We start from the raw sequence: 18,426 nt of genomic DNA on the forward strand, positions 1-18,426 counted from the left end.
AAAGTCCGTGGACGCCGGGAATGTTCCCGGGAACGTTCAGGCTGTCCATCGCCGAATCCTCGCCGACACTCGATCTCCGAAGGTACGGTCGGATCCGCGACAAGGCATTTTTCCGGAGGAGCATCATGCTGATGACAACCGAGAACGGGATCCGGTTGTCCTACAACGACTGTGGTGACGGCCCGCCCGTTCTTCTGCTGACCGGCACCGGGGCGCCGAGTTCGGTGTGGGACCTGCATCAGGTACCCGCGTTACGTGCCGCCGGTTTCCGCGTGATCACGATGGACAATCGTGGGATCAAGCCGAGCGACGACGGCACGGACGGCTTCACCATCGAAGATCTCGTCTCGGATGTGGCCGCCCTCATCGACTTTCTCGACGCGGTGCCGTGCCGCGTGATCGGGACTTCGATGGGTTCGTACATCGCGCAAGAGGTCGCGCTCGCCCATCCGGAACTGCTGCATTCGGTCGTGCTGATGGCGGCCTGTGGCAAGAGCAGCCTCGTCCAGCGGGAGCTCGCCGAGGGTGAGGCGAAACTGATCGAACAGGGCATCGAGTTGCCGCCGGGATTCCTCGCCGCCGTCCGCGCGATGCACAACCTGGGGCCCGCGACGCTCGCCGACGACGATCTCGCCGGAGACTGGCTCGACCTGTTCGCGGCGTCGGGGTCGTGGGGTGGTCCGGGTGTCCGGGCGCAGTTGTTGCTGAGCGCGTTGCCGGATCGCCTCGACGCCTATCGCGCGATCAAGGTGCCCTGCCACGTCGTCTCCTTCGAGCACGACCTCGTGGCGCCACCGGCCGCCGGGCTCGAACTGGCCTCGGCGATCCCCGGCTCGACCTACCGCACGATTCCCGAGTGCGGGCATTTCGGCTACCTCGAGAACCCGGAAGCGGTGAACCGCGAGCTGATCCGGTTCCTCCGCACCGAATCGCGCGAGACACTGGGAGAGACCGCATGACCGTCCTTTCGGCGGCCACGACACCGGCCCTGTTCGAGGCGACCGCAGCCGTGCTGCCGGATCGTCCGGCGGTGGCCATGGACACCACCACGCTCACCTACGCGGAGTTGAACGGTGAGGCCAACCGGCTCGCCCGACGGCTCGTGGCGCACGGCATCGGCCCGGAGCGGCTCGTCGCGCTGGCGATGCCGAGGTCGATCGAGTTCGTCATCGCGGTTTTGGCCGTGCACAAGGCAGGCGCCGCGTATGTGCCGGTCGACCCGGACTATCCGGAAGAGCGCAAGCGGCAGATGCTGGACGACACGTCGGCGCACTGCCTGCTGTCCCTGCCGGGTCAGGACGTGACCGGTGCCCCCGTCGTGCTGAGCGTGGAACGGGAGCCGGGCCGCGCCGAGCCGAACCTGGCCGACGAGGACCGGAACGGCCCGTTGCGCCCGGATCACCCCGCGTACGTCATCTACACCTCGGGCTCGACGGGACGGCCGAAGGGCGTGCTGGTCACGCATCGCGGCATCCCGAACCTCGCCGACGACTACGTGCGCCGTCAAGAACTGGGGCCGGAGAGCAGGTTGCTGGCCTTCGCGTCCCCCAGTTTCGACGCCGCGGTCGCCGAGTTCTGGCCGATCTGGCAGGCCGGTGGCTGTCTCGTGCTGGCTTCCGCACCGGATCTGGTGCCCGGCGAGCCGCTCGGCAGGCTGGTGCGGGATCAGCGCATCACCCATGTGACGCTGCCGCCGTCCGCGCTGGCGCCGCTGGAGGAGGCGGGTGGCCTGCCCGCCGGGCTGACCCTCCTGGTCGCCGGCGAGGCTTGCCCCGCCCCGGTCGCGAAACGCTGGGCCGTGGACCGCGTGATGATCAACGCGTACGGCCCGACGGAGACCACCGTCGCGGTGACCGCGAGCGAACCCCTGACCGGTGAGGAGACGCCGCCGATCGGCAGGCCGATCACCGGTGTCCGTACCTACGTCCTGGACGACAGGCTGAAGCCCGTCGAGGACGGGGACGTCGGCGAGCTGTACACGGTCGGCCCCGGTCTCGCCCGCGGTTACCTCCGACGAGCGGCCGCGACCGCGGAGCGCTTCCTGCCGGATCCTTTCGGCGGCCCGGGTGGGCGCATGTACCGCACCGGAGACCGGGTGCGGGCGCGTTCGGACGGCCAGTACGTCTTCGTCGGCCGGGTCGACGACCAGCTGAAGGTGCGCGGCCACCGGATCGAGCCGGGCGAGGTCGAAGCCGCCCTGCTGGCGGTGGACGGCGTGGCCCAGGCGGTGGTGACCGAACACGAGAACAGGCTCGTCGCCTATGTCGTCGGCACCGGCGGCACGCGCGTGCCCGCCGATCGGCTCTTGCCGCCGCTTCGCGAGCAACTGCCCGGATATCTGGTGCCCGACGTGGTCGTCGGTCTGCCGAGCCTGCCGGTCTCGCCGAACGGCAAGATCGACCGGGTCGCCCTGCCCACTCCCGAAGAGGAGCACGCGGGACGCGCGGCGGGCCGGGAACCCCTGACGCCAACGGAAATCATCCTGGCCGAACTGTTCGCCGAAGTGCTCGGCGTCAGCAGTGTCGGGGTGGAAGACAGCTTCTTCGAAATCGGCGGTCATTCGCTGCTCGCGACCCGGCTCGTGAGCCGGATCCGGGAACGTCTGAAGATCCGGCTGAGGGTGCAGGCGTTCTTCGACGCGCCGACCGTGGCACGGCTCGCCAAGGTGCTCGACGGCGCCCACCCCTGACCTGGAGACCATTCATGCAGACGACGGCAGCCGTCGACCTCGGCGATCCCGACCTGTACACGACTTTGGACCGGCACGACCGATGGCGTGCGTACGCGGCGGAAGACGCGATGGTGTGGAGTGAGCCGGGCAGCTCACCCAGTGGCTTCTGGTCGGTGTTCTCGCATCAGGCGTGCGCCGCGGTGCTCGGCCCTTCCGCCCCGTTCACCTCCGAATACGGGATGATGATCGGCTTCGACCGCGACCATCCCGACAACTCGGGTGGCCAGATGATGGTGGTGTCCGAACAGGATCAGCACCGGAAACTGCGCAAACTGGTCGGGCCGCTGCTTTCGAGGGCGTCCGCACGGAAGCTCTCGGAGCGGGTGCGCGCCGAAGTGCGCGGCGTACTCGACCAAGCGCTCGAGGGCGAGGTGTGTGACGTCGCCGCCGCGATCGGCCCGCGGATCCCCGCCGCCGTCGTCTGCGAAATCCTCGGTGTGCCCGCCGAGGACCAGGGCATGCTCATCGACCTGACCAATCACGCGTTCGGCGGCGAGGACGAGCTGTTCGACGGGATGACGCCGAGGCAGGCGCACACCGAGATCCTCGTCTACTTCGACGAGCTGATCACCGCGCGCCGCGCGAGTCCCGGCGAAGACCTCGTCAGCACCCTCCTTTCCGACGACGAACTTTCGATCGACGACGTGTTGCTCAACTGCGACAACGTGTTGATCGGCGGAAACGAGACCACGCGCCATGCGATCACCGGCGCGGTGCACGCTTTCGCCACGGTGCCCGGGCTACTGGACCAGGTGCGTGACGGGAGCGCGGACGTCGACACCGTCGTGGACGAAGTGCTGCGCTGGACCTCGCCCGCGATGCACGTGCTGCGGGTGACGACCGGCGAGGTCACGATCAACGGCCACGACCTGGAGGCGGGCACGCCGGTGGTCGCGTGGTTGCCCGCCGCGAACCGGGATCCCGCCGTGTTCGACGATCCCGACACGTTCCGGCCGGGGCGGAAACCCAACCGGCACATCGCCTTCGGGCACGGCATGCACCACTGTCTCGGCTCCGCGCTCGCGCGGATCGAGCTGGCGGTCGTGCTGCGGGAAGTGGCCGAGCGGGTTTCGCGGGTGGAGCCGGTGAAGGAGCCGGCCTGGCTGCGCGCGGTCGTCGTGCAGGGGTACCGGGAACTCCCGGTGCGGTTCACCGGCCGCTGACCCCGTCCGTCCGATGTGGACGGAAGTGTCAAGCGGACAACGTTGATGCGGAAATGGCTTCACGCCATCCTGTGCTCGAGGATCACATCTATTCCACGGAGGAATGTCTTGTCTGCTCAGGAAAGCACACAGAATTTCGAGATCGACCAGGTGGAAATGTACGTGGCCGACCTCGAGGCGGCCGCGACCGGCTGGAGGGACCGGTACGACTTCTCCGTCGTCACCACCGACCGGTCGGAGGACCACCGTAGCGTGACGTTGCGGCACGCCGCGATCACGCTCGTCCTCACCGAGCCGCTGTCGGATCGTCACCCGGGGGCCACGTACCTGCAGACCCACGGCGAAGGGGTGGCCGACATCGCGCTGCGCACTCCCGACGTGGCCGCCGCCTTCGCGGCCGCGGTGAAGGGCGGCGCCGAACCCATTCGCGAGCCGGAGAAGCGCGGCGACTCGGTCGTCACCGCCACCGTCAGCGGTTTCGGCGACGTCGTGCACACTCTGATCCAGAGCGACGCCACCGAGGAAGCCGTCCGCGGCGAGGGTGGCGTGGAGCTGGGGGAGATCGACCACTTCGCGGTCTGCCTGGACGCGGGCGATCTCGGCCCCACGGTGGCGTTCTACGAGCGTGCCCTCGGGTTCAAGCAGATCTTCGAAGAGCACATCGTGGTCGGTGCCCAGGCGATGAACTCCACCGTCGTGCAGAGCCTGTCGGGGGCGGTCACCCTCACGCTGATCGAGCCCGACAAGACCGCCGACCCCGGCCAGATCGACGACTTCATCAAGGAGCACCACGGTTCGGGCGTCCAGCACATCGCCTTCACCAGCCCGGACGCGGTCACCGCGGTCAAGGAGCTTTCCGCGCGCGGCGTCGAGTTCCTGAAGACGCCGGACACCTACTACGACATGCTCGGCGAGCGGATCGAACTGGAGACGCACTCGCTGGACGACCTGCGCGAGACGAAGCTGCTCGCCGACGAGGACCACGGCGGCCAGCTGTTCCAGATCTTCACCGCTTCCACGCATCCGCGTAAGACGATCTTCTTCGAGATCATCGAGCGCCAGGGCGCCGGCACCTTCGGCAGCTCCAACATCAAGGCCCTGTACGAAGCCGTCGAGCTGGAACGCACCGGGCAGAGCAAGCTCGGCCCCGCCCGGCGATGACCCACCTCTGCCTGGACGACCTCGAGCGTGCCGCGAAGGCGGTTCTCCCCGGCGAGATCTGGGATTTTCTCGCCGGGGGCAGCGGCGCCGAGGTATCGCTGGCGGCCAATCGCACCGCGTTCGAGCGGATCTTCGTGATCCCCCGGATGCTGCGCGAGCTGACCGGCGGCACCACCGAGTCCGAGGTACTCGGCAGGCGCGCCGCGCTTCCCGTGGCGGTCGCGCCGGTCGCGTACCAGCGGTTGTTCCATCCCGAAGGTGAGCTCGCGGCGGCACGTGCGGCGCGGGACGCCGGTGTGCCGTACACCATCTGCACTTTGAGCAGTGTCCCGCTGGAGGAGATCGCGGCCGTCGGCGGGCGGCCGTGGTTCCAGCTGTACTGGCTGCGTGACGAGAAACGATCACTGGAGCTCGTACGCCGCGCGGAGGACGCCGGCTGCGAGTCGATCGTGTTCACCGTCGACGTGCCGTGGATGGGGCGGCGGCTGCGGGACATGCGGAACGGCTTCGCGCTGCCGGAAACGGTGACGGCGGCCAACTTCGACGCCGGGGCGGCCGCGCACCGGCGTACCGAAGGGCTTTCGGCCGTCGCCGACCACACCGCACGCGAATTCGCCCCGGCCACTTGGAAATCCGTCGAGGCGGTGCGCAGGCATACCGACCTTCCGTTGGTGCTCAAGGGGATCCTCGCGGTCGAGGACGCCACGCGCGCCGTCGACGCGGGTGCCGCCGGAATCGTGGTGTCCAACCACGGAGGCAGGCAGTTGGACGGCGCCGTACCGGGAATCGAGATGCTGGAGGAGATCGCGGACGCGGTCGCCGGCGGCTGCGAAGTGTTGCTGGACGGCGGAATCCGGACCGGTGGCGACATCCTCAAGGCGGCGGCGCTGGGCGCATCGGGCGTGCTGGTCGGACGGCCCTTCATATGGGGGCTGGCCGCGGACGGCCAGGACGGCGCGCGGCAGGTGCTCGACCTGCTCGCCGTCGAACTCCGGAACGCGTTGGGCCTGGCGGGCTGCGACTCGGTGAGCGCGGCCCGGCGGTTGCGCACGAAGGTCGCTGGAAGCGGCTGAAGATCCGGCCGGCTTTCCCGTCGGCGAAGGCCACGTCGCCGGTGTTCGTGTCGACCCTCCGCAGTGCGTCTCCGCGGTGAATCTTTCCTGAAGGAGGAAGGTGCTTCTCTCGCTTCCCGCGCCGATCGCGCCGATCGCCGCGCACAGTCTCCTGATCTTCTTGCTCCAGGTCGGCCTACTTCTCCTGCTGGCCCTCGTTTTCGGGCGGCTGGCCGCCCGGTTCGGGATGCCGGCTGTCGTCGGCGAGCTGTTCGTCGGGGTGATCCTCGGTCCCTCGCTGCTGGCGTGGGCCGCACCGGGACTGCACGGCCGGCTGTTCCCTGCCGTCGCCGAGCAGTACCACCTTCTCGACGCCGTCGGCCAGATCGGTGTCCTGCTGCTGGTCGGTCTCACCGGCATGCAGATGGATATGGGCATGGTCCGGCGGCGCTTCGGTGCCGCCGCCGGAGTCGGCTTCGGCGGCTTGATCATTCCTCTCGGCCTGGGCATCGGCGCGGGATTCGTCCTGCCGAAGGCACTGATTCCCGAGGGGACCGACCTCACCGTCTTCGCGCTGTTCCTCGGCGTGGCGCTGTGCGTCAGCGCCATCCCCGTCATCGCCAAGACCCTCATCGACATGAACCTGTTGCACCGCAACGTCGGACAGCTCACGCTCGCGGCGGGAATGATCGACGACGTGGTCGGCTGGCTGATGCTGTCCGTCGTCAGCGCGATGGCGATCCAGGCCGTGACCGCGGGCACCGTGCTGCTCTCCCTCGCCTACCTGGTCGCCATCGTCGTGTTCGCACTCACCCTCGGCAGGCCGTTGGTGCGGGGTGTACTGCACCTCGCCGGCAGGTCCGACGGTGCCTGGACCACGGTCGGCGCCGTCGTCGCACTGCTTCTCCTCGCCTCGGCCGGAACGCACGCCCTCGGCCTGGAGGCCCTTTTCGGGGCTTTCGTCTGCGGGATCCTGATCGGTACGGCCGGCAAGGTGGACCCGGCCCGGCTCGCTCCCCTGCGTACCGTCGTCCTGTCGGTGTTCGCGCCGCTCTTCTTCGCCACGGCCGGTTTGCGGATGGACCTCACCGCGCTGATCCGCCCGGACGTCCTGCTCACCGGGCTCGTGGTGCTCGCACTGGCCATCATCGGCAAGTTCGCCGGCGTGTACGCCGGTGCGCGGCTCAGCCGTCTGAACAAATGGGAAGGGCTGGCGCTCGGCGCCGGATTGAACGCGCGCGGAGTCATCGGGATCATGGTGGCCACGGTCGGCCTGCGGCTGGGCATTCTCGGCGTGGAGATCTACACGATCGTCATCCTCATCGCCATCGTCACACCGCTGATGGCACCGCCGATCCTGCGGTTCGCCATGAAAAGACTGGAGCACACCGCCGAGGAGCAAGTCCGTGAGACCGAACAACGGGCCTGGAGCACGCAACCGGCGAGAAGCCCGCAGGAGCAGATTCTTTGATGACGCCGATCCCCGGTCATCCATTCGGCCTTGGACGCGTTGACCGCCGAGATCACGGAAGCCTAATTTCGGAAATGTCCACTGAGATTCGCGAAAGGTGAGACCAATGCCCGCTGCGCGGTTCAAGCAACTGCTTCGTAGCAAGCTCAGAACATGGGGGTGGATGTACCGATGACTGCCATCATCGAACCGGCCGAGGACCTCTCCGTCCTCACCGGACTCACCGAGATCACCCGGTTCGCCGGTGTGGGAACGGCGGTTTCCGCGTCGTCCTACTCGCAATCCGAACTTCTCGAAATCCTCGGCATCGAGGATCCGAAGATCCGCTCGATCTTCCTCAACAGCGCCATCGACCGGCGTTTCCTCACCCTGCCGCAGGAGGGTCCCGGCGGCGCCCGCGCGGCGGAACCGCAGGGTGACCTTCTCGACAAGCACAAGAAGATCGCCGTCGACATGGGATGCCGGGCGCTGGAAGCCTGCCTGAAATCGGCCGGAGCAACACTTTCGGACCTGCGTCACCTGTGCTGTGTCACCTCGACCGGTTTCCTGACCCCCGGGCTGAGCGCGCTGATCATCCGAGAGCTGGGCATCGACCCGCATTGCGGCCGTTCGGACATCGTGGGCATGGGCTGCAACGCCGGACTGAACGCGCTCAACGTCGTTTCGGGCTGGTCCGCGGCCCATCCGGGCGAACTCGGCGTCGTCCTGTGCAGTGAGGCGTGTTCCGCCGCCTACGCCCTCGACGGCACCATGCGGACCGCCGTGGTCAACAGCCTTTTCGGCGACGGATCCGCGGCCCTCGCGCTCATTTCCGGCGACGGACGCGTGCCGGGTCCGCGCGTCCTGAAGTTCGCCAGCTACATCATCACCGACGCCGTCGACGCGATGCGCTACGACTGGGACCGTGACCAGGACCGGTTCAGTTTCTTCCTCGACCCGCAGATTCCCTACGTGGTCGGCGCGCACGCCGAAATCGTCATCGACCGGCTGCTGTCCGGGACGGGCCTGCGCCGCAGCGACATCGGCCACTGGCTGGTGCACTCGGGCGGGAAGAAGGTGATCGACGCCGTCGTCGTCAACCTCGGCCTGAGCCGGCACGACGTCCGCCACACCACCGGTGTGCTCCGTGACTACGGGAACCTTTCCAGCGGCTCCTTCCTCTTCTCCTTCGAGCGGCTCGCCGACGAAGACGTCGCCCGCCCGGGGGACTACGGCGTGCTCATGACCATGGGGCCCGGGTCCACAATCGAAATGGCGCTTATTCAATGGTGACGCGTAACGAAAGCAAGGGCGAACTGGTGCTGCGCTTCGACGGTTCCCGTCCGCTGTCCGCCGCGGCGGTCGAGGAGATCGGCGGCCTTTGCGACCGTGCCGAGGACCAGCGCGAGCCGGGACCGGTCGCCATCCACGTCACGGGCGCCCCGCCCGCCGACTGGGCGAAGGGGCTGGCGGTCGGTCTTGTCTCCAAATGGGAGCGGGCCGTGCGCCGGTTCGAGCGGCTCGGCAGGCTCACGGTCGCGGTGGCGTCGGGCGAATGTGCCGGAATGGCACTGGATCTGCTGCTCGCCGCCGACATCCGGATCGCCGACCCGGGGACCCGGTTGCGGCTCGCCTGGGCGGGTGGCGGTGCCTGGCCGGGGATGAGCGTCTACCGGCTCACCCAGCAGGCCGGTGCGGCCGCCATCCGGCGGGCCGTGCTGGTCGGCACCCCGATCGAGGCGGATCGCGCGCTCGCCCTCGACCTGATCGACGAGGTGTCCGACGACCCGGCGAAGACGCTGGCCGAACTGGCCAGGGTCACGGACGGACCCGAGACGGCGATCCGCCGTCAGCTGATCTTCGAAGCGGGCTCGACCACCTTCGAGGAGGCGCTCGGTTCCCACCTGGCGGCGGCCGACCGGGCCTTGCGGCGGGAAGCCAAGTCGTGACAACGGATTCGCCAGGGCGCGATCTCCGGGCCCTGGCGGGGGAGGCCCACCGGGTCGACGACGACGTCCGTGCCCTGCGCACGGCCTTCGTCGAGGCGCACGCCGAAGAGATCTACGACGAGCTCACCGGCGGCCGGACACGGTACCTGCGCATCGACGAACTCGTCCGGGCCGCGGCCCTCGCCTTTCCCGGTCTGGTGCCGTCGGAAGAGCAGATGGCGGCCGAGCGGTCGCGTCCGCAGGCGGAGAAGCTGGGGCGCGAGATCGACCAGGGCATCTTCCTGCGCGGGATCCTGCGCGCGCCGAAGGCCGGTCCGCATCTGCTCGACGCCATGCTGCGGCCCACCGCCAGGGCGCTGCGGCTGCTGCCCGAGTTCGTCGAGACCGGTGTCCTTCGGCTGGAGGCCGTCCGGCTGGAACGCCGTGACGGCGTCGCGTATCTGACCCTGTGCCGGGACGACTGCCTGAACGCCGAGGACGCCCAGCAGGTCGACGACATGGAGACCGCCGTCGATCTGGTGCTGCTCGATCCCTCCGTCCGGGTGGGACTGTTGCGGGGCGGGGTGATGAGTCATCCGCGGTACGTGGGACGCCGGGTGTTCTGCGCGGGGATCAACCTCAAGAAGCTCAGTTCCGGCGACATCCCGCTCGTGGATTTCCTTTTGCGGCGGGAAATGGGCTACCTCCAGAAGATCTTCCGCGGGTTGCTCACGGACGGCTCGTGGCGGTCCCGGTTGACCGACAAGCCCTGGATGGCGGCCGTGGATTCCTTCGCCATCGGCGGCGGGACGCAGCTCCTCCTGGTCTTCGACCACGTGCTGGCGGCGTCCGACGCGTACCTCAGCCTGCCCGCGGCGAAGGAGGGGATCATCCCCGGCGCGTCGAACTTCCGGCTTTCCCGCATCGCCGGGCCCCGGGTGGCCCGGCAAGTGATCCTCGGCGGACGGCGGCTCCAGGCCGGCGAACCCGACGCCGAGTCCATTGTCGACGAGGTCGTCCCGCCCGAGGAGATGGACGCGGCGATCGACCACGCGCTGGCACGGCTCGACGGGGAAGCCGTGGTGGCCAACCGGCGCATGCTGAACCTCGCCGAGGAACCGCCGGAGGAATTCCGCCGGTACCTGGCCGAATTCGCGCTGCAGCAGGCTTTGCGCATCTACGGCGCGGACGTGATCGGCAAGGTGGACGGTTTCGCGGTGGGCTCGCGATGAGTGAAAGCCAGGTTCGGTACGAAAAGAAGAACCACGTCGCGTACGTGACGATGGACCGGCCCGAAGTGCTGAACGCGATGGACCGGCGGATGCACACGGAACTCGCCGGGATCTGGGACGACGTCGAAGCCGACGACGAGATCAGGGCGGTGGTCCTGACCGGTGCGGGAGACCGCGCCTTCTCCGTCGGCCAGGACCTCAAGGAACGCGCGCGGCTGACCGAGGAAGGCGTCGAGGCCTCGACGTTCGGCAGTGGCGGTCAGCCGGGACATCCCCGGCTGACCGACCGGTTCACGCTGTCCAAACCGGTGGTCGCCAGGGTGCACGGCTACGCGCTGGGCGGCGGTTTCGAACTGGTGCTCGCCTGCGACATCGTCGTCGCCTCCGAGGACGCGGTCTTCGCGTTGCCGGAGGTCCGCCTCGGCCTGATCGCCGGTGCGGGCGGCGTGTTCCGGTTGCCGCGACAGCTTCCGCAGAAGGTGGCGATGGGCTATCTGCTGACCGGCCGCAGAATGGACGCGGCGACGGCGCTTCGCCACGGGCTGGTGAACGAAGTCGTACCGTTCGCCGAACTGGACCGGTGCGTCGCGGAATGGACGGACAGCCTCGTGCGCGCCGCTCCGCTTTCGGTCCGCGCGATCAAGGAGGCCGCGCTGCGCTCGCTCGACCTCCCGCTCGAAGAGGCGTTCAAGACCTCTTATCCGTGGGAAGAACGCCGACGGCGCAGCGCCGACGCGAGCGAAGGAGCCCGTGCCTTCGCCGAAAAACGGGAGCCGATCTGGACCGGTCGCTGAATCGGCGGGAATCGGGTTGGACCATTGTTTCGAGTGGCGGATGGTGGAAGATTCCGGGTAATGCCGGGTTCGCCTTTTCATTCACCCGAGACCGCCGACCGGGCCGGGAAATCCCGGCTTTCCCGCCCGCCCGGTGACGGCAGAAATCCTGGACATCTGTGATGACAACCATCGCCGCGGTCGAACTCGACAACCAGCGCATCGACCGCATGGTCCCCTTGGTCACCCCCGCCTTGCTGCACCACGAACTGCCGCTCAGCCCCACCGCGGCCGACACGGTGCGGCAAGGCAGGGAAAACGTCCTCCGTGTCCTCGACGGCACGGACGACCGGCTGCTCGTGATCGCCGGGCCCTGTTCCATCCACGATCCCGCCGCCGCCCTCGAATACGCCGACCGCCTCGCCGCCCTCGCCGGCCGCTTCGTCAACGACCTCCTCATCGTCATGCGCGTGTACTTCGAAAAACCCCGCACGGTCGGCGGCTGGAAAGGGCTCATCAACGACCCGCACCTCGACGGCACCGGCGACGTCAACCGCGGCCTGCGCATCGCGAGGGATCTGCTCCTCGAACTCGCCGAGGGCGGCCTGCCCGCCGCGTGCGAGTGGCTGGACACCACCATCCCGGCCTATCTCGCCGACACCGTTTCGTGGGGCGCGATCGGCGCCCGCACGGTGGAAAGCCAGAACCACCGGATGCTGGCCAGCGGCCTGTCCATGCCGGTCGGCTTCAAGAACCGCCGCGACGGCGATGTCACCGTCGCGGTCGACGCCATCCGTGCCGCCGAGGCGCGCCACGTCGTCCCCGGTGTCGACCCCAGCGGGCTGCCCGCCATCCTGCACACCGCCGGCAACCCGGACTGTCACGTCGTCCTGCGCGGCGGCAACAGCGAGCCGAACCACCACCCCGCGTCCGTCCGCGCGACGCTCACCGCCCTGCAGAACGCGGGCCTGCCCCGCCGTGTGGTGATCGACGCCAGCCACGACAACAGCCGCAAGGACCATCTCCGGCAGGCCGTCGTCGCCGACCAGATCGCCGAACAGATCAAGAACGGCCAGCGCGGCATCGTCGGGGTCATGCTCGAATCCAACCTCCAGGCCGGCCGCCAGGACCTCCACCCCGACCGGCCGCTCACCTACGGCCAGTCCATCACGGACGCCTGCATCGACCTCGCCGCCACCCAGGAGGTCTTCCAGACCCTCGCCACCGCGACCGCCGCCCGCCGGGCCGGTGCGAAGTGACTACCTGATCGCCTCGGCGCACCCCATCGCCGGGTTCGGCGCGGCGTCGCCGCGGGTGCGCCGGAGATGCGCCTCACCCCAGACCCGGACCTCCTCGACCACGGGCAGGACCGTGGCGCCGTAGGGCGTGAGGCGGTAGATGACCCGCGCCGGGACCGGCCCGGTGACCACGCGTTCGACGAGTCCGTCGGCCTCGAGTTCACGCAGCTGTTCGGCCAGCACCTTGGGCGTGATCGGGGCGCCCCGGCGGCGAAGACCGGCGAAATGGGACTCGCCGTTGGCGAGCCAGTACAGCAGGGTGAGCTTCCATTTCCCGCCGATCGCGGCGAACGCCGCGGCCATCGGGCAGCCGGGCAGCGGATTGGGACGCGAAAGGTTACCCACAGGTGCCTTCTTGTTCATGGCCGTCCTCCGCTCGGATAGTCGGACCATGACGGTGCCATACAAACGAATCCTGACAGTGGGCCTTTCGGCTCTCCTTCTGATCGCGACGGCGGTCTCTCCCGCGGCCTCGGTCGCTTCGGTTCCCGATGCGCAGCGAGCGTTCGACTGGGAAATCGGGACCTGGCGGTCCACGGTGCGGGTGCTCGCCGAACCGCTTTCCGGCTCCGCGGACCAGTGGCTCCAGTTCGACGGCACCAGCACCGTGCGCCCGCTCATGGACCGGCGGGCGAACGTCCTCGAGTTCGCGGTCTCGGGGCCGAACGGTCGCATCGACGCGCTCAACCTGCGGCTGTACGAACCTCAGGCGCAACGGTGGAGCCTGACCTTCGTCAACATGCGCGACGGCCTGCTCACCCCGGCGGTCCACGGCGGCTTCCGCGACGGTGTCGGCGAGTTCCACGGCGACGACCGGCTCGGCGACCGGCCGATCAAGGTGCGCTTCCTCGTGGTCCGGCAAGGTCCGGACGTGGCTCGGTTCGAGCAGGCGTTCTCGGCCGACGGCGGGACGACCTGGGAAACGAACTGGGTCGCCGTGGACCACCGCATCCGCCGGTGATGCCTGAAGTACAGCGGGTCGTGAGTGGCGATTCGGGTTTGCGTGATGCCCGGCTCGAAGTACGTGAAGGACCCCTTCCTGTACCTAGGCGCAAGGATGGGGTCCTTCATGTACCAGGGAAGGAGCCCTTCGCGGACCGGCGACCACTCACGTGAACGCCTGACTGGGGTCCTTCACGGACCGCGGGACCGACCGCTCAGCCGCGGCCGACCGTGTCGAGCAGCGCCAGTTCGTCGTCGCCCAGCCGGATGCCGCCCGCCGCGACGTTCTCCTCCAGATGCCGGGGATCGCCGGTGCCAGGGATGGCGAGGACGTGCTCGCCGCGGTGCAGGGTCCAGGCGAGCCGGATCTGCGCCGGGGTCGCGTCGTGTGCCGCCGCGACCTTCGCGATCTCGGCCTCGCCCGGAACGGCGCCGGGCGTGGGAGCGCCGGGAACCGACGTCGTGACGGCGAAGAACGGCACGAACGCGATGCCGTGCTCCGCGCACAGGTCGACCAGGGCGTCGTCCTCGCGGTCGGCCAGGCCGTAGCGGTTCTGCACGCAGACGACCGGTGCGATCGTCCTCGCTTCGGTCAGCTGGTCCGCCACGATGTTGGAGATGCCGAGGTGCCGGATCAGCCCCGCCTCGCGCAGGTCGGCCAGCGCGCCGAAGTGCTCGGCCACCGATCCGGGCTCCTTGCCCATCCCGGAGCCCCAGCGCAGGTTGACGACGTCGAGGTGGTCGAGACCGAGTTGCCGGATGTTCTCCTCGACCTGGCCGCGGAGCTGATCCGGCCGCGCGAACGAGAACTCGCCGTCGCTCGAGCGGCCCGCGCCGACCTTCGTGGTGATCACGAGGTCTTCGGGATACGGCTGGAGCGCGGTGCTGATCAACTCGTTCGCCGACCGCTGGGCAGTGAAGTAGAACGAAGCGGTGTCGATGTGGTCGACACCGAGTTCGATCGCGCGGCGCAGGACCGCGATCGCGTCCTCGCGGCGCTTGGGCTTCTCGTCCCACGGCATCCCGGTCAACCGCATCGCGCCGAGGCCGACGCGGTTCACGGTGAGGTCGCCGAGCCGCCAGGTGCCCGCGTCTTCGTAAAGGTTCGTCATACCCATCAGCGTCGCGACGGGCCCGCCGGCAGTCAGGAAATGGCAACAACCTGCCAGCTGGTCGCGCGGTTGGGGCAGTATCGATGCCATGCGGACAGGTGACGGCCTCACGAGGGCGGGCGATTCGGTCACGGTCGTGCGCGGCGAAGAAGAGCTGTTCCGCCGGGTCGGGCACCTGTTCTCGACCGTGACCGATCTGGCGTGCGCCGCCAACGACCTCGCGACCTGGGTGGCCGATCGCCGGTCGGACGAGCTCACCGCGGCCGCCGAGCGCCGCTCCGGCGAGGTGCGGATCCGCAAGATCTACCGGGCCGGTCTGCTGCTCGACTCGGCGTCCGCACGGGAGCTGGCGCGGGTCAGCGAGCGGTTCGGCGCGCGGATCCGCATCTCCGCCGAGGACGTCAACGAGACGATCATCCTGGATGGCCGGGTCGTGATCCTGGCAGGCGACCTCACCGCCGGGCAACGCGGCTACAGCGTCATCACCCAGCCCGAAACCGTGCAGGGCGTGATGTCGCTGTTCGAAACGGCCTGGCGATCGGCGACGGATCTCGCCGTCTACGACGCGCGGGTCGCCGAGATCCGGCGGCTCGCGCCCGCGGTGCTGGACCTGCTCGGCAGCGGCGTCAAGGACGAAGCCGCCGCCCGGACCCTCGGCCTCGGCGTGCGGACCTACCGGCGCCGGGTGGCGGAGCTGATGTCCGCGCTGGGCGCCGAATCCCGCTTCCAGGCGGGCGTCCGGGCACGCGAGCTCGGCCTGGTCTAGGCGCCCGCCCATTCCGGGAGCGGTTCGCAAGCGGCTCGCCAGGACGACGGCAGGCCATCGACGCCGACGCGCGCGGCGACGATGCCCCCGACGATGGCGCAGGTGGTGTCGACGTCGCCACCGGCGCTTGCCGTGGCCCAGAAGGCCTGCTCGTAATCGTCGAGGTGGCGGGCCGCGGCCCACAGCGTGAACGGCACCGTGTCGTGGGCGCCGGTGTGGCTGCCGTTGCCCAGCTCGTGGGCGGCGGTCGCGGGCGAGGGCACGTGCGCCAGCTCCCTGGCGGCCAGGACACCGTCGCGCACCCGGCCGGGCGGTACCCGTCGCAGGACCTGGTCGAGGAGATCCGCCGGTGACGGCGGGGTGGGTGCGGCGGCCAGCGAGGCGGCGACCGCGACCGCGATCGCGCCGGCCACCCCGTCCGGATGGGTGTGGGTCACCTCGGCCGAAAGCGCCGCCTGACGCCCGGCCTCGTCGGGATCGCCGGCGAACCAGGCACCGAGCGGCGCGACCCGCATGGCCGCTCCGTTGCCCCACGAACCCTGTCCGTCGAACAGGTCGGTGGCCAGCTCACGCCACGAGCCGCCTTCACGGACGAGACGGAGCAAGCGGTTCATGGACGGCCCGTAGCCGCGGTCGAAATCGTGGTGTGTCGCGAAGCTCGCGGCCAAGCGGTCTTGGTCGACGTGGCCCGCCTGCGTCAGTACGACGAAAACGGAACACGCCATTTCGGCGTCGTCGGTCCATTGCCAGTGGCCTGGCGGCAGTTGCCGCCGTTGCCAGGCGTCGCGGTTGTCGGGGACGAAGAACTGGGAACCCAGCGCGTCGCCGAGGGCAAGTCCGTACAGGGAATTCAGGGCGCGAGTGCGCCGATCAGTGGTCATCGCGGCCCATCCTCGCAAAGGTCCCCGTATCCGGGAAACGAGTTGTTCCGGTGACCCGGCCGGGTGGAACCCGATCGCGGAACGTAGCCGGACCCGGCTCGCCGTCCCGTGATCCGCGGGGGTCGAGAGGGTAAGATCTTCCCGCCGAGGACGTCGTCGGCACGCGGTGGACCGGGTGCGGAAATCTTCCGGGAACCACCGCGCGGGCGGATGCGTCGATGTACACGAACGGCGTCATCGCGTTTCGGGAAACGACGCGCACGGGTGGGTGTGAACTCATAAGGTGCGCGGTAGAGCAGTGTGGGTCAGGCAAGCACGCGCGCAGGCGCCGGACTGGAGGGATCATCCATGACTCGCCGATTCGATCCAGAGCAGATCGCCGCGCTGGCCAAGAAGGTCGGCGGGCTCAAGGACGGCTTCAGCGGCACGGGCAAGGACCTTGGCGACGGTGATCCCGGAGGCGCGTTCGGCGACCTGAAGAACGCGGCCAGCACGGGGACCACGATGAAGGGGTTCCACCGCGGCGTGAACGCCGAACTGGCGGCCGCCGTGAAGCTGGTCGACGCGGCGTCGAACGCGTTGGCCAACGCCGCCCAGCGGATGCGGAACGACGAAGCCGCGGGTGTCGACACCCTCCGTGGCGGCGCCCGCGAGCGGGATTGATCGGACTGAGACGGGAAGCAGGGGGATTTACCGATGACCACCGCGGAGCGGAATCCGAGCACGCTCGACGACCCGTCGCATGACCGCCCGAAGTCGTTGGACGCCATCGACAAGCACGCCCAGCAGGCGCAGAAGCTGAATTCGGGCGCGGTCAACGACCAGGCGAGGAAGGTCGGCGGGGCGGCCACGAGGGCGAACGACCTCGGAGAAGACCTCAAGGTCTTCCGCGACGACGTCCTGCGCAACTGGGAGGGCAAGGACGCCGACGCCGTCGCCGAACACCTCGAAAAGCTCGGCAAGGCCAGCTACAAGGTGAGCGACAAGGCCGAGGCCGCCAAGAACATCCTCCAGCGGGTGTCCGAGATCCTCGACGAGGTCAAGAAGAAGGTCGCACAGCTCGCCCAGGAAGCCAATGACAAGGACTCGGACAATCGCAAGCTGATCGACTCGGCCCGGCGCCGGAAGAACAGTTCCGAGGACGAGAACGAAATCGCCGCCGCCGCGACGGACATCGAGCGCCTCCGGAAGCTCAACGAAAAAGACTCGAACGGCAAGAAGGACGAGATCGAGAAAGCGCTGGACGACGCCGAGAAGCAGATCGACGATCTCCTCAAGCCGCTCGGCCTCGAGATCGAAGGCGGTTTCATCGAGCTCATCCCCGCCGACGACGGCCAGACCACGGCGTCGAGCGTCAACGCGAAGCCGGTCAACTCCAACGTGGGCAGTGCGCCCAGCTACGGCGGTGGGGACGGCGGCGAGGGCGGCGGTGGAGGCGGCGGTGGCGGTGTCGCCGGGGTGCAGGGCGACGGCAGGCCCGCCAAGCCGATCGACGCACAGGGGGACAACCCGGCGAAGATCGCCGAGCAGTTCCTCGGCCGCAACGCCGGTGACCTCAAGGGCAGTGGTGAACTGCCCGCCATGCAGTCGTGGGTGCCCAACAACGTCAACTGCGCGAACTTCGTTTCCGGCTGCCTCGAAGCGGCGGGCCTGATCGACAAGGGGCAGGCCAGTGCCTCGGTCGCGGGGCTGTCGGCCAACCTCGAGGCGGACGGCTGGAAGTCGGTGCCGCTCTCCGAAGCGAAACCGGGCGACGTGGTGATCTCGAACAACGGCGGGCACGTCGTGTTGTACGCGGGCGATGGCCAGTTCATCGGCTCGAACAACGTCAACCCCGACGGTTCGCAGAAGATCAGCATGGGCGGCGGTGGCGGCCTCGTGAAGATCCTCACCCCGCCGACCTGATCCGAACCAACGCCAGAGCTTCACCGGGCAAG

At 68.9% G+C, this 18,426-nt stretch carries 18 protein-coding genes; 15 read left to right on the forward strand and 3 right to left on the reverse strand.

Translation table 11 applies throughout. The features are described from left to right. Positions 1–125: 125 nt before the first annotated feature. The 11 genes from DL990_RS27090 to DL990_RS27140 all read left to right on the forward strand — a co-directional run bounded on the left by DL990_RS27090 (position 126) and on the right by DL990_RS27140 (position 12,749). Entirely contained in the window at positions 126–959 is an 834-nt protein-coding gene (locus DL990_RS27090; RefSeq protein ID WP_125785528.1) for an alpha/beta fold hydrolase, read from the forward strand. Continuing rightward, entirely contained in the window at positions 956–2,689 is a 1,734-nt protein-coding gene (locus DL990_RS27095; protein ID WP_125785529.1) for an amino acid adenylation domain-containing protein, read from the forward strand. Before DL990_RS27090 ends, DL990_RS27095 begins: the two co-directional genes overlap by 4 nt. Positions 2,690–2,703: 14 nt before the next feature. Beyond that, positions 2,704–3,894 carry a cytochrome P450 gene (locus tag DL990_RS27100; protein WP_125800328.1) on the forward strand — a complete coding sequence of 397 codons (1,191 nt, stop codon included), beginning with the start codon at positions 2,704–2,706 and terminating at the stop codon, positions 3,892–3,894. A 108-nt stretch (positions 3,895–4,002) separates the two neighbouring features. Next, positions 4,003–5,055 (forward strand): 4-hydroxyphenylpyruvate dioxygenase, encoded by a 1,053-nt coding sequence (hppD, locus tag DL990_RS27105; protein WP_125785531.1) that lies wholly within the window; start codon positions 4,003–4,005, stop codon positions 5,053–5,055. Then, positions 5,052–6,128, forward strand: coding sequence for an alpha-hydroxy acid oxidase (locus DL990_RS27110; protein ID WP_125785532.1), 1,077 nt, complete (start codon positions 5,052–5,054; stop codon positions 6,126–6,128). The genes hppD and DL990_RS27110 overlap by 4 nt, the downstream gene beginning before the upstream one ends. Before the next feature lie 100 nt (positions 6,129–6,228). Next, positions 6,229–7,578 carry a cation:proton antiporter gene (locus DL990_RS27115; RefSeq protein ID WP_125800329.1) on the forward strand — a complete coding sequence of 450 codons (1,350 nt, stop codon included), beginning with the start codon at positions 6,229–6,231 and terminating at the stop codon, positions 7,576–7,578. A 171-nt stretch (positions 7,579–7,749) separates the two neighbouring features. Beyond that, positions 7,750–8,850: a 3,5-dihydroxyphenylacetyl-CoA synthase DpgA gene (gene dpgA, locus DL990_RS27120; protein WP_125800330.1), complete on the forward strand. Its 1,101-nt coding sequence runs from the start codon at positions 7,750–7,752 to the stop codon at positions 8,848–8,850. Then, on the forward strand, positions 8,844–9,506 hold the full coding sequence (gene dpgB / locus DL990_RS27125) for an enoyl-CoA-hydratase DpgB (protein WP_125800331.1): 663 nt from the start codon (positions 8,844–8,846) through the stop codon (positions 9,504–9,506). Before dpgA ends, dpgB begins: the two co-directional genes overlap by 7 nt. After that, positions 9,503–10,717: a (3,5-dihydroxyphenyl)acetyl-CoA 1,2-dioxygenase DpgC gene (gene dpgC / locus DL990_RS27130; protein ID WP_125800332.1), complete on the forward strand. Its 1,215-nt coding sequence runs from the start codon at positions 9,503–9,505 to the stop codon at positions 10,715–10,717. The genes dpgB and dpgC overlap by 4 nt, the downstream gene beginning before the upstream one ends. After that, complete coding sequence (dpgD, locus tag DL990_RS27135; RefSeq protein ID WP_125785537.1) at positions 10,714–11,511, forward strand: enoyl-CoA-hydratase DpgD; 798 nt, start codon at positions 10,714–10,716, stop codon at positions 11,509–11,511. Before dpgC ends, dpgD begins: the two co-directional genes overlap by 4 nt. A 161-nt stretch (positions 11,512–11,672) precedes the next feature. After that, positions 11,673–12,749, forward strand: coding sequence for a 3-deoxy-7-phosphoheptulonate synthase (locus tag DL990_RS27140; RefSeq protein ID WP_125785538.1), 1,077 nt, complete (start codon positions 11,673–11,675; stop codon positions 12,747–12,749). Here the strand turns inward: DL990_RS27140 and DL990_RS27145 are convergent, their stop codons facing one another. Continuing rightward, entirely contained in the window at positions 12,750–13,133 is a 384-nt protein-coding gene (locus DL990_RS27145) for a helix-turn-helix domain-containing protein (protein ID WP_217444265.1), read from the reverse strand. Positions 13,134–13,179: 46 nt separating this feature from the next. On the opposite strand from DL990_RS27145, the gene DL990_RS27150 reads away from it, so the two are divergent. Further along, positions 13,180–13,749: a hypothetical protein gene (locus tag DL990_RS27150; protein ID WP_233620583.1), complete on the forward strand. Its 570-nt coding sequence runs from the start codon at positions 13,180–13,182 to the stop codon at positions 13,747–13,749. Positions 13,750–13,945: 196 nt separating this feature from the next. On the opposite strand, the gene DL990_RS27155 is transcribed toward DL990_RS27150, so the two are convergent. Continuing rightward, entirely contained in the window at positions 13,946–14,842 is an 897-nt protein-coding gene (locus DL990_RS27155; RefSeq protein ID WP_125800333.1) for an oxidoreductase, read from the reverse strand. 88 nt (positions 14,843–14,930) lie between these two features. Between DL990_RS27155 and DL990_RS27160 the strand changes: the two genes are divergently transcribed. Beyond that, positions 14,931–15,608: a response regulator transcription factor gene (locus DL990_RS27160; RefSeq protein WP_125785540.1), complete on the forward strand. Its 678-nt coding sequence runs from the start codon at positions 14,931–14,933 to the stop codon at positions 15,606–15,608. On the opposite strand, the gene DL990_RS27165 is transcribed toward DL990_RS27160, so the two are convergent. After that, positions 15,605–16,489 (reverse strand): ADP-ribosylglycohydrolase family protein, encoded by an 885-nt coding sequence (locus tag DL990_RS27165; protein WP_125785541.1) that lies wholly within the window; start codon positions 16,487–16,489, stop codon positions 15,605–15,607. The genes DL990_RS27160 and DL990_RS27165 overlap by 4 nt on opposite strands. A 348-nt stretch (positions 16,490–16,837) precedes the next feature. Here DL990_RS27165 and DL990_RS27170 point away from each other — a divergent pair, with 348 nt between their 5' ends. Both DL990_RS27170 and DL990_RS27175 read left to right on the forward strand, forming a co-directional pair. Continuing rightward, positions 16,838–17,152: a hypothetical protein gene (locus DL990_RS27170; RefSeq protein WP_125785542.1), complete on the forward strand. Its 315-nt coding sequence runs from the start codon at positions 16,838–16,840 to the stop codon at positions 17,150–17,152. A 33-nt stretch (positions 17,153–17,185) separates the two neighbouring features. After that, entirely contained in the window at positions 17,186–18,394 is a 1,209-nt protein-coding gene (locus DL990_RS27175; protein ID WP_125800334.1) for a peptidoglycan-binding protein, read from the forward strand. Positions 18,395–18,426: the final 32 nt, after the last annotated feature.

This window comes from Amycolatopsis sp. WAC 01416, from assembly GCF_003947485.1.
Lineage (GTDB): Bacteria > Actinomycetota > Actinomycetes > Mycobacteriales > Pseudonocardiaceae > Amycolatopsis.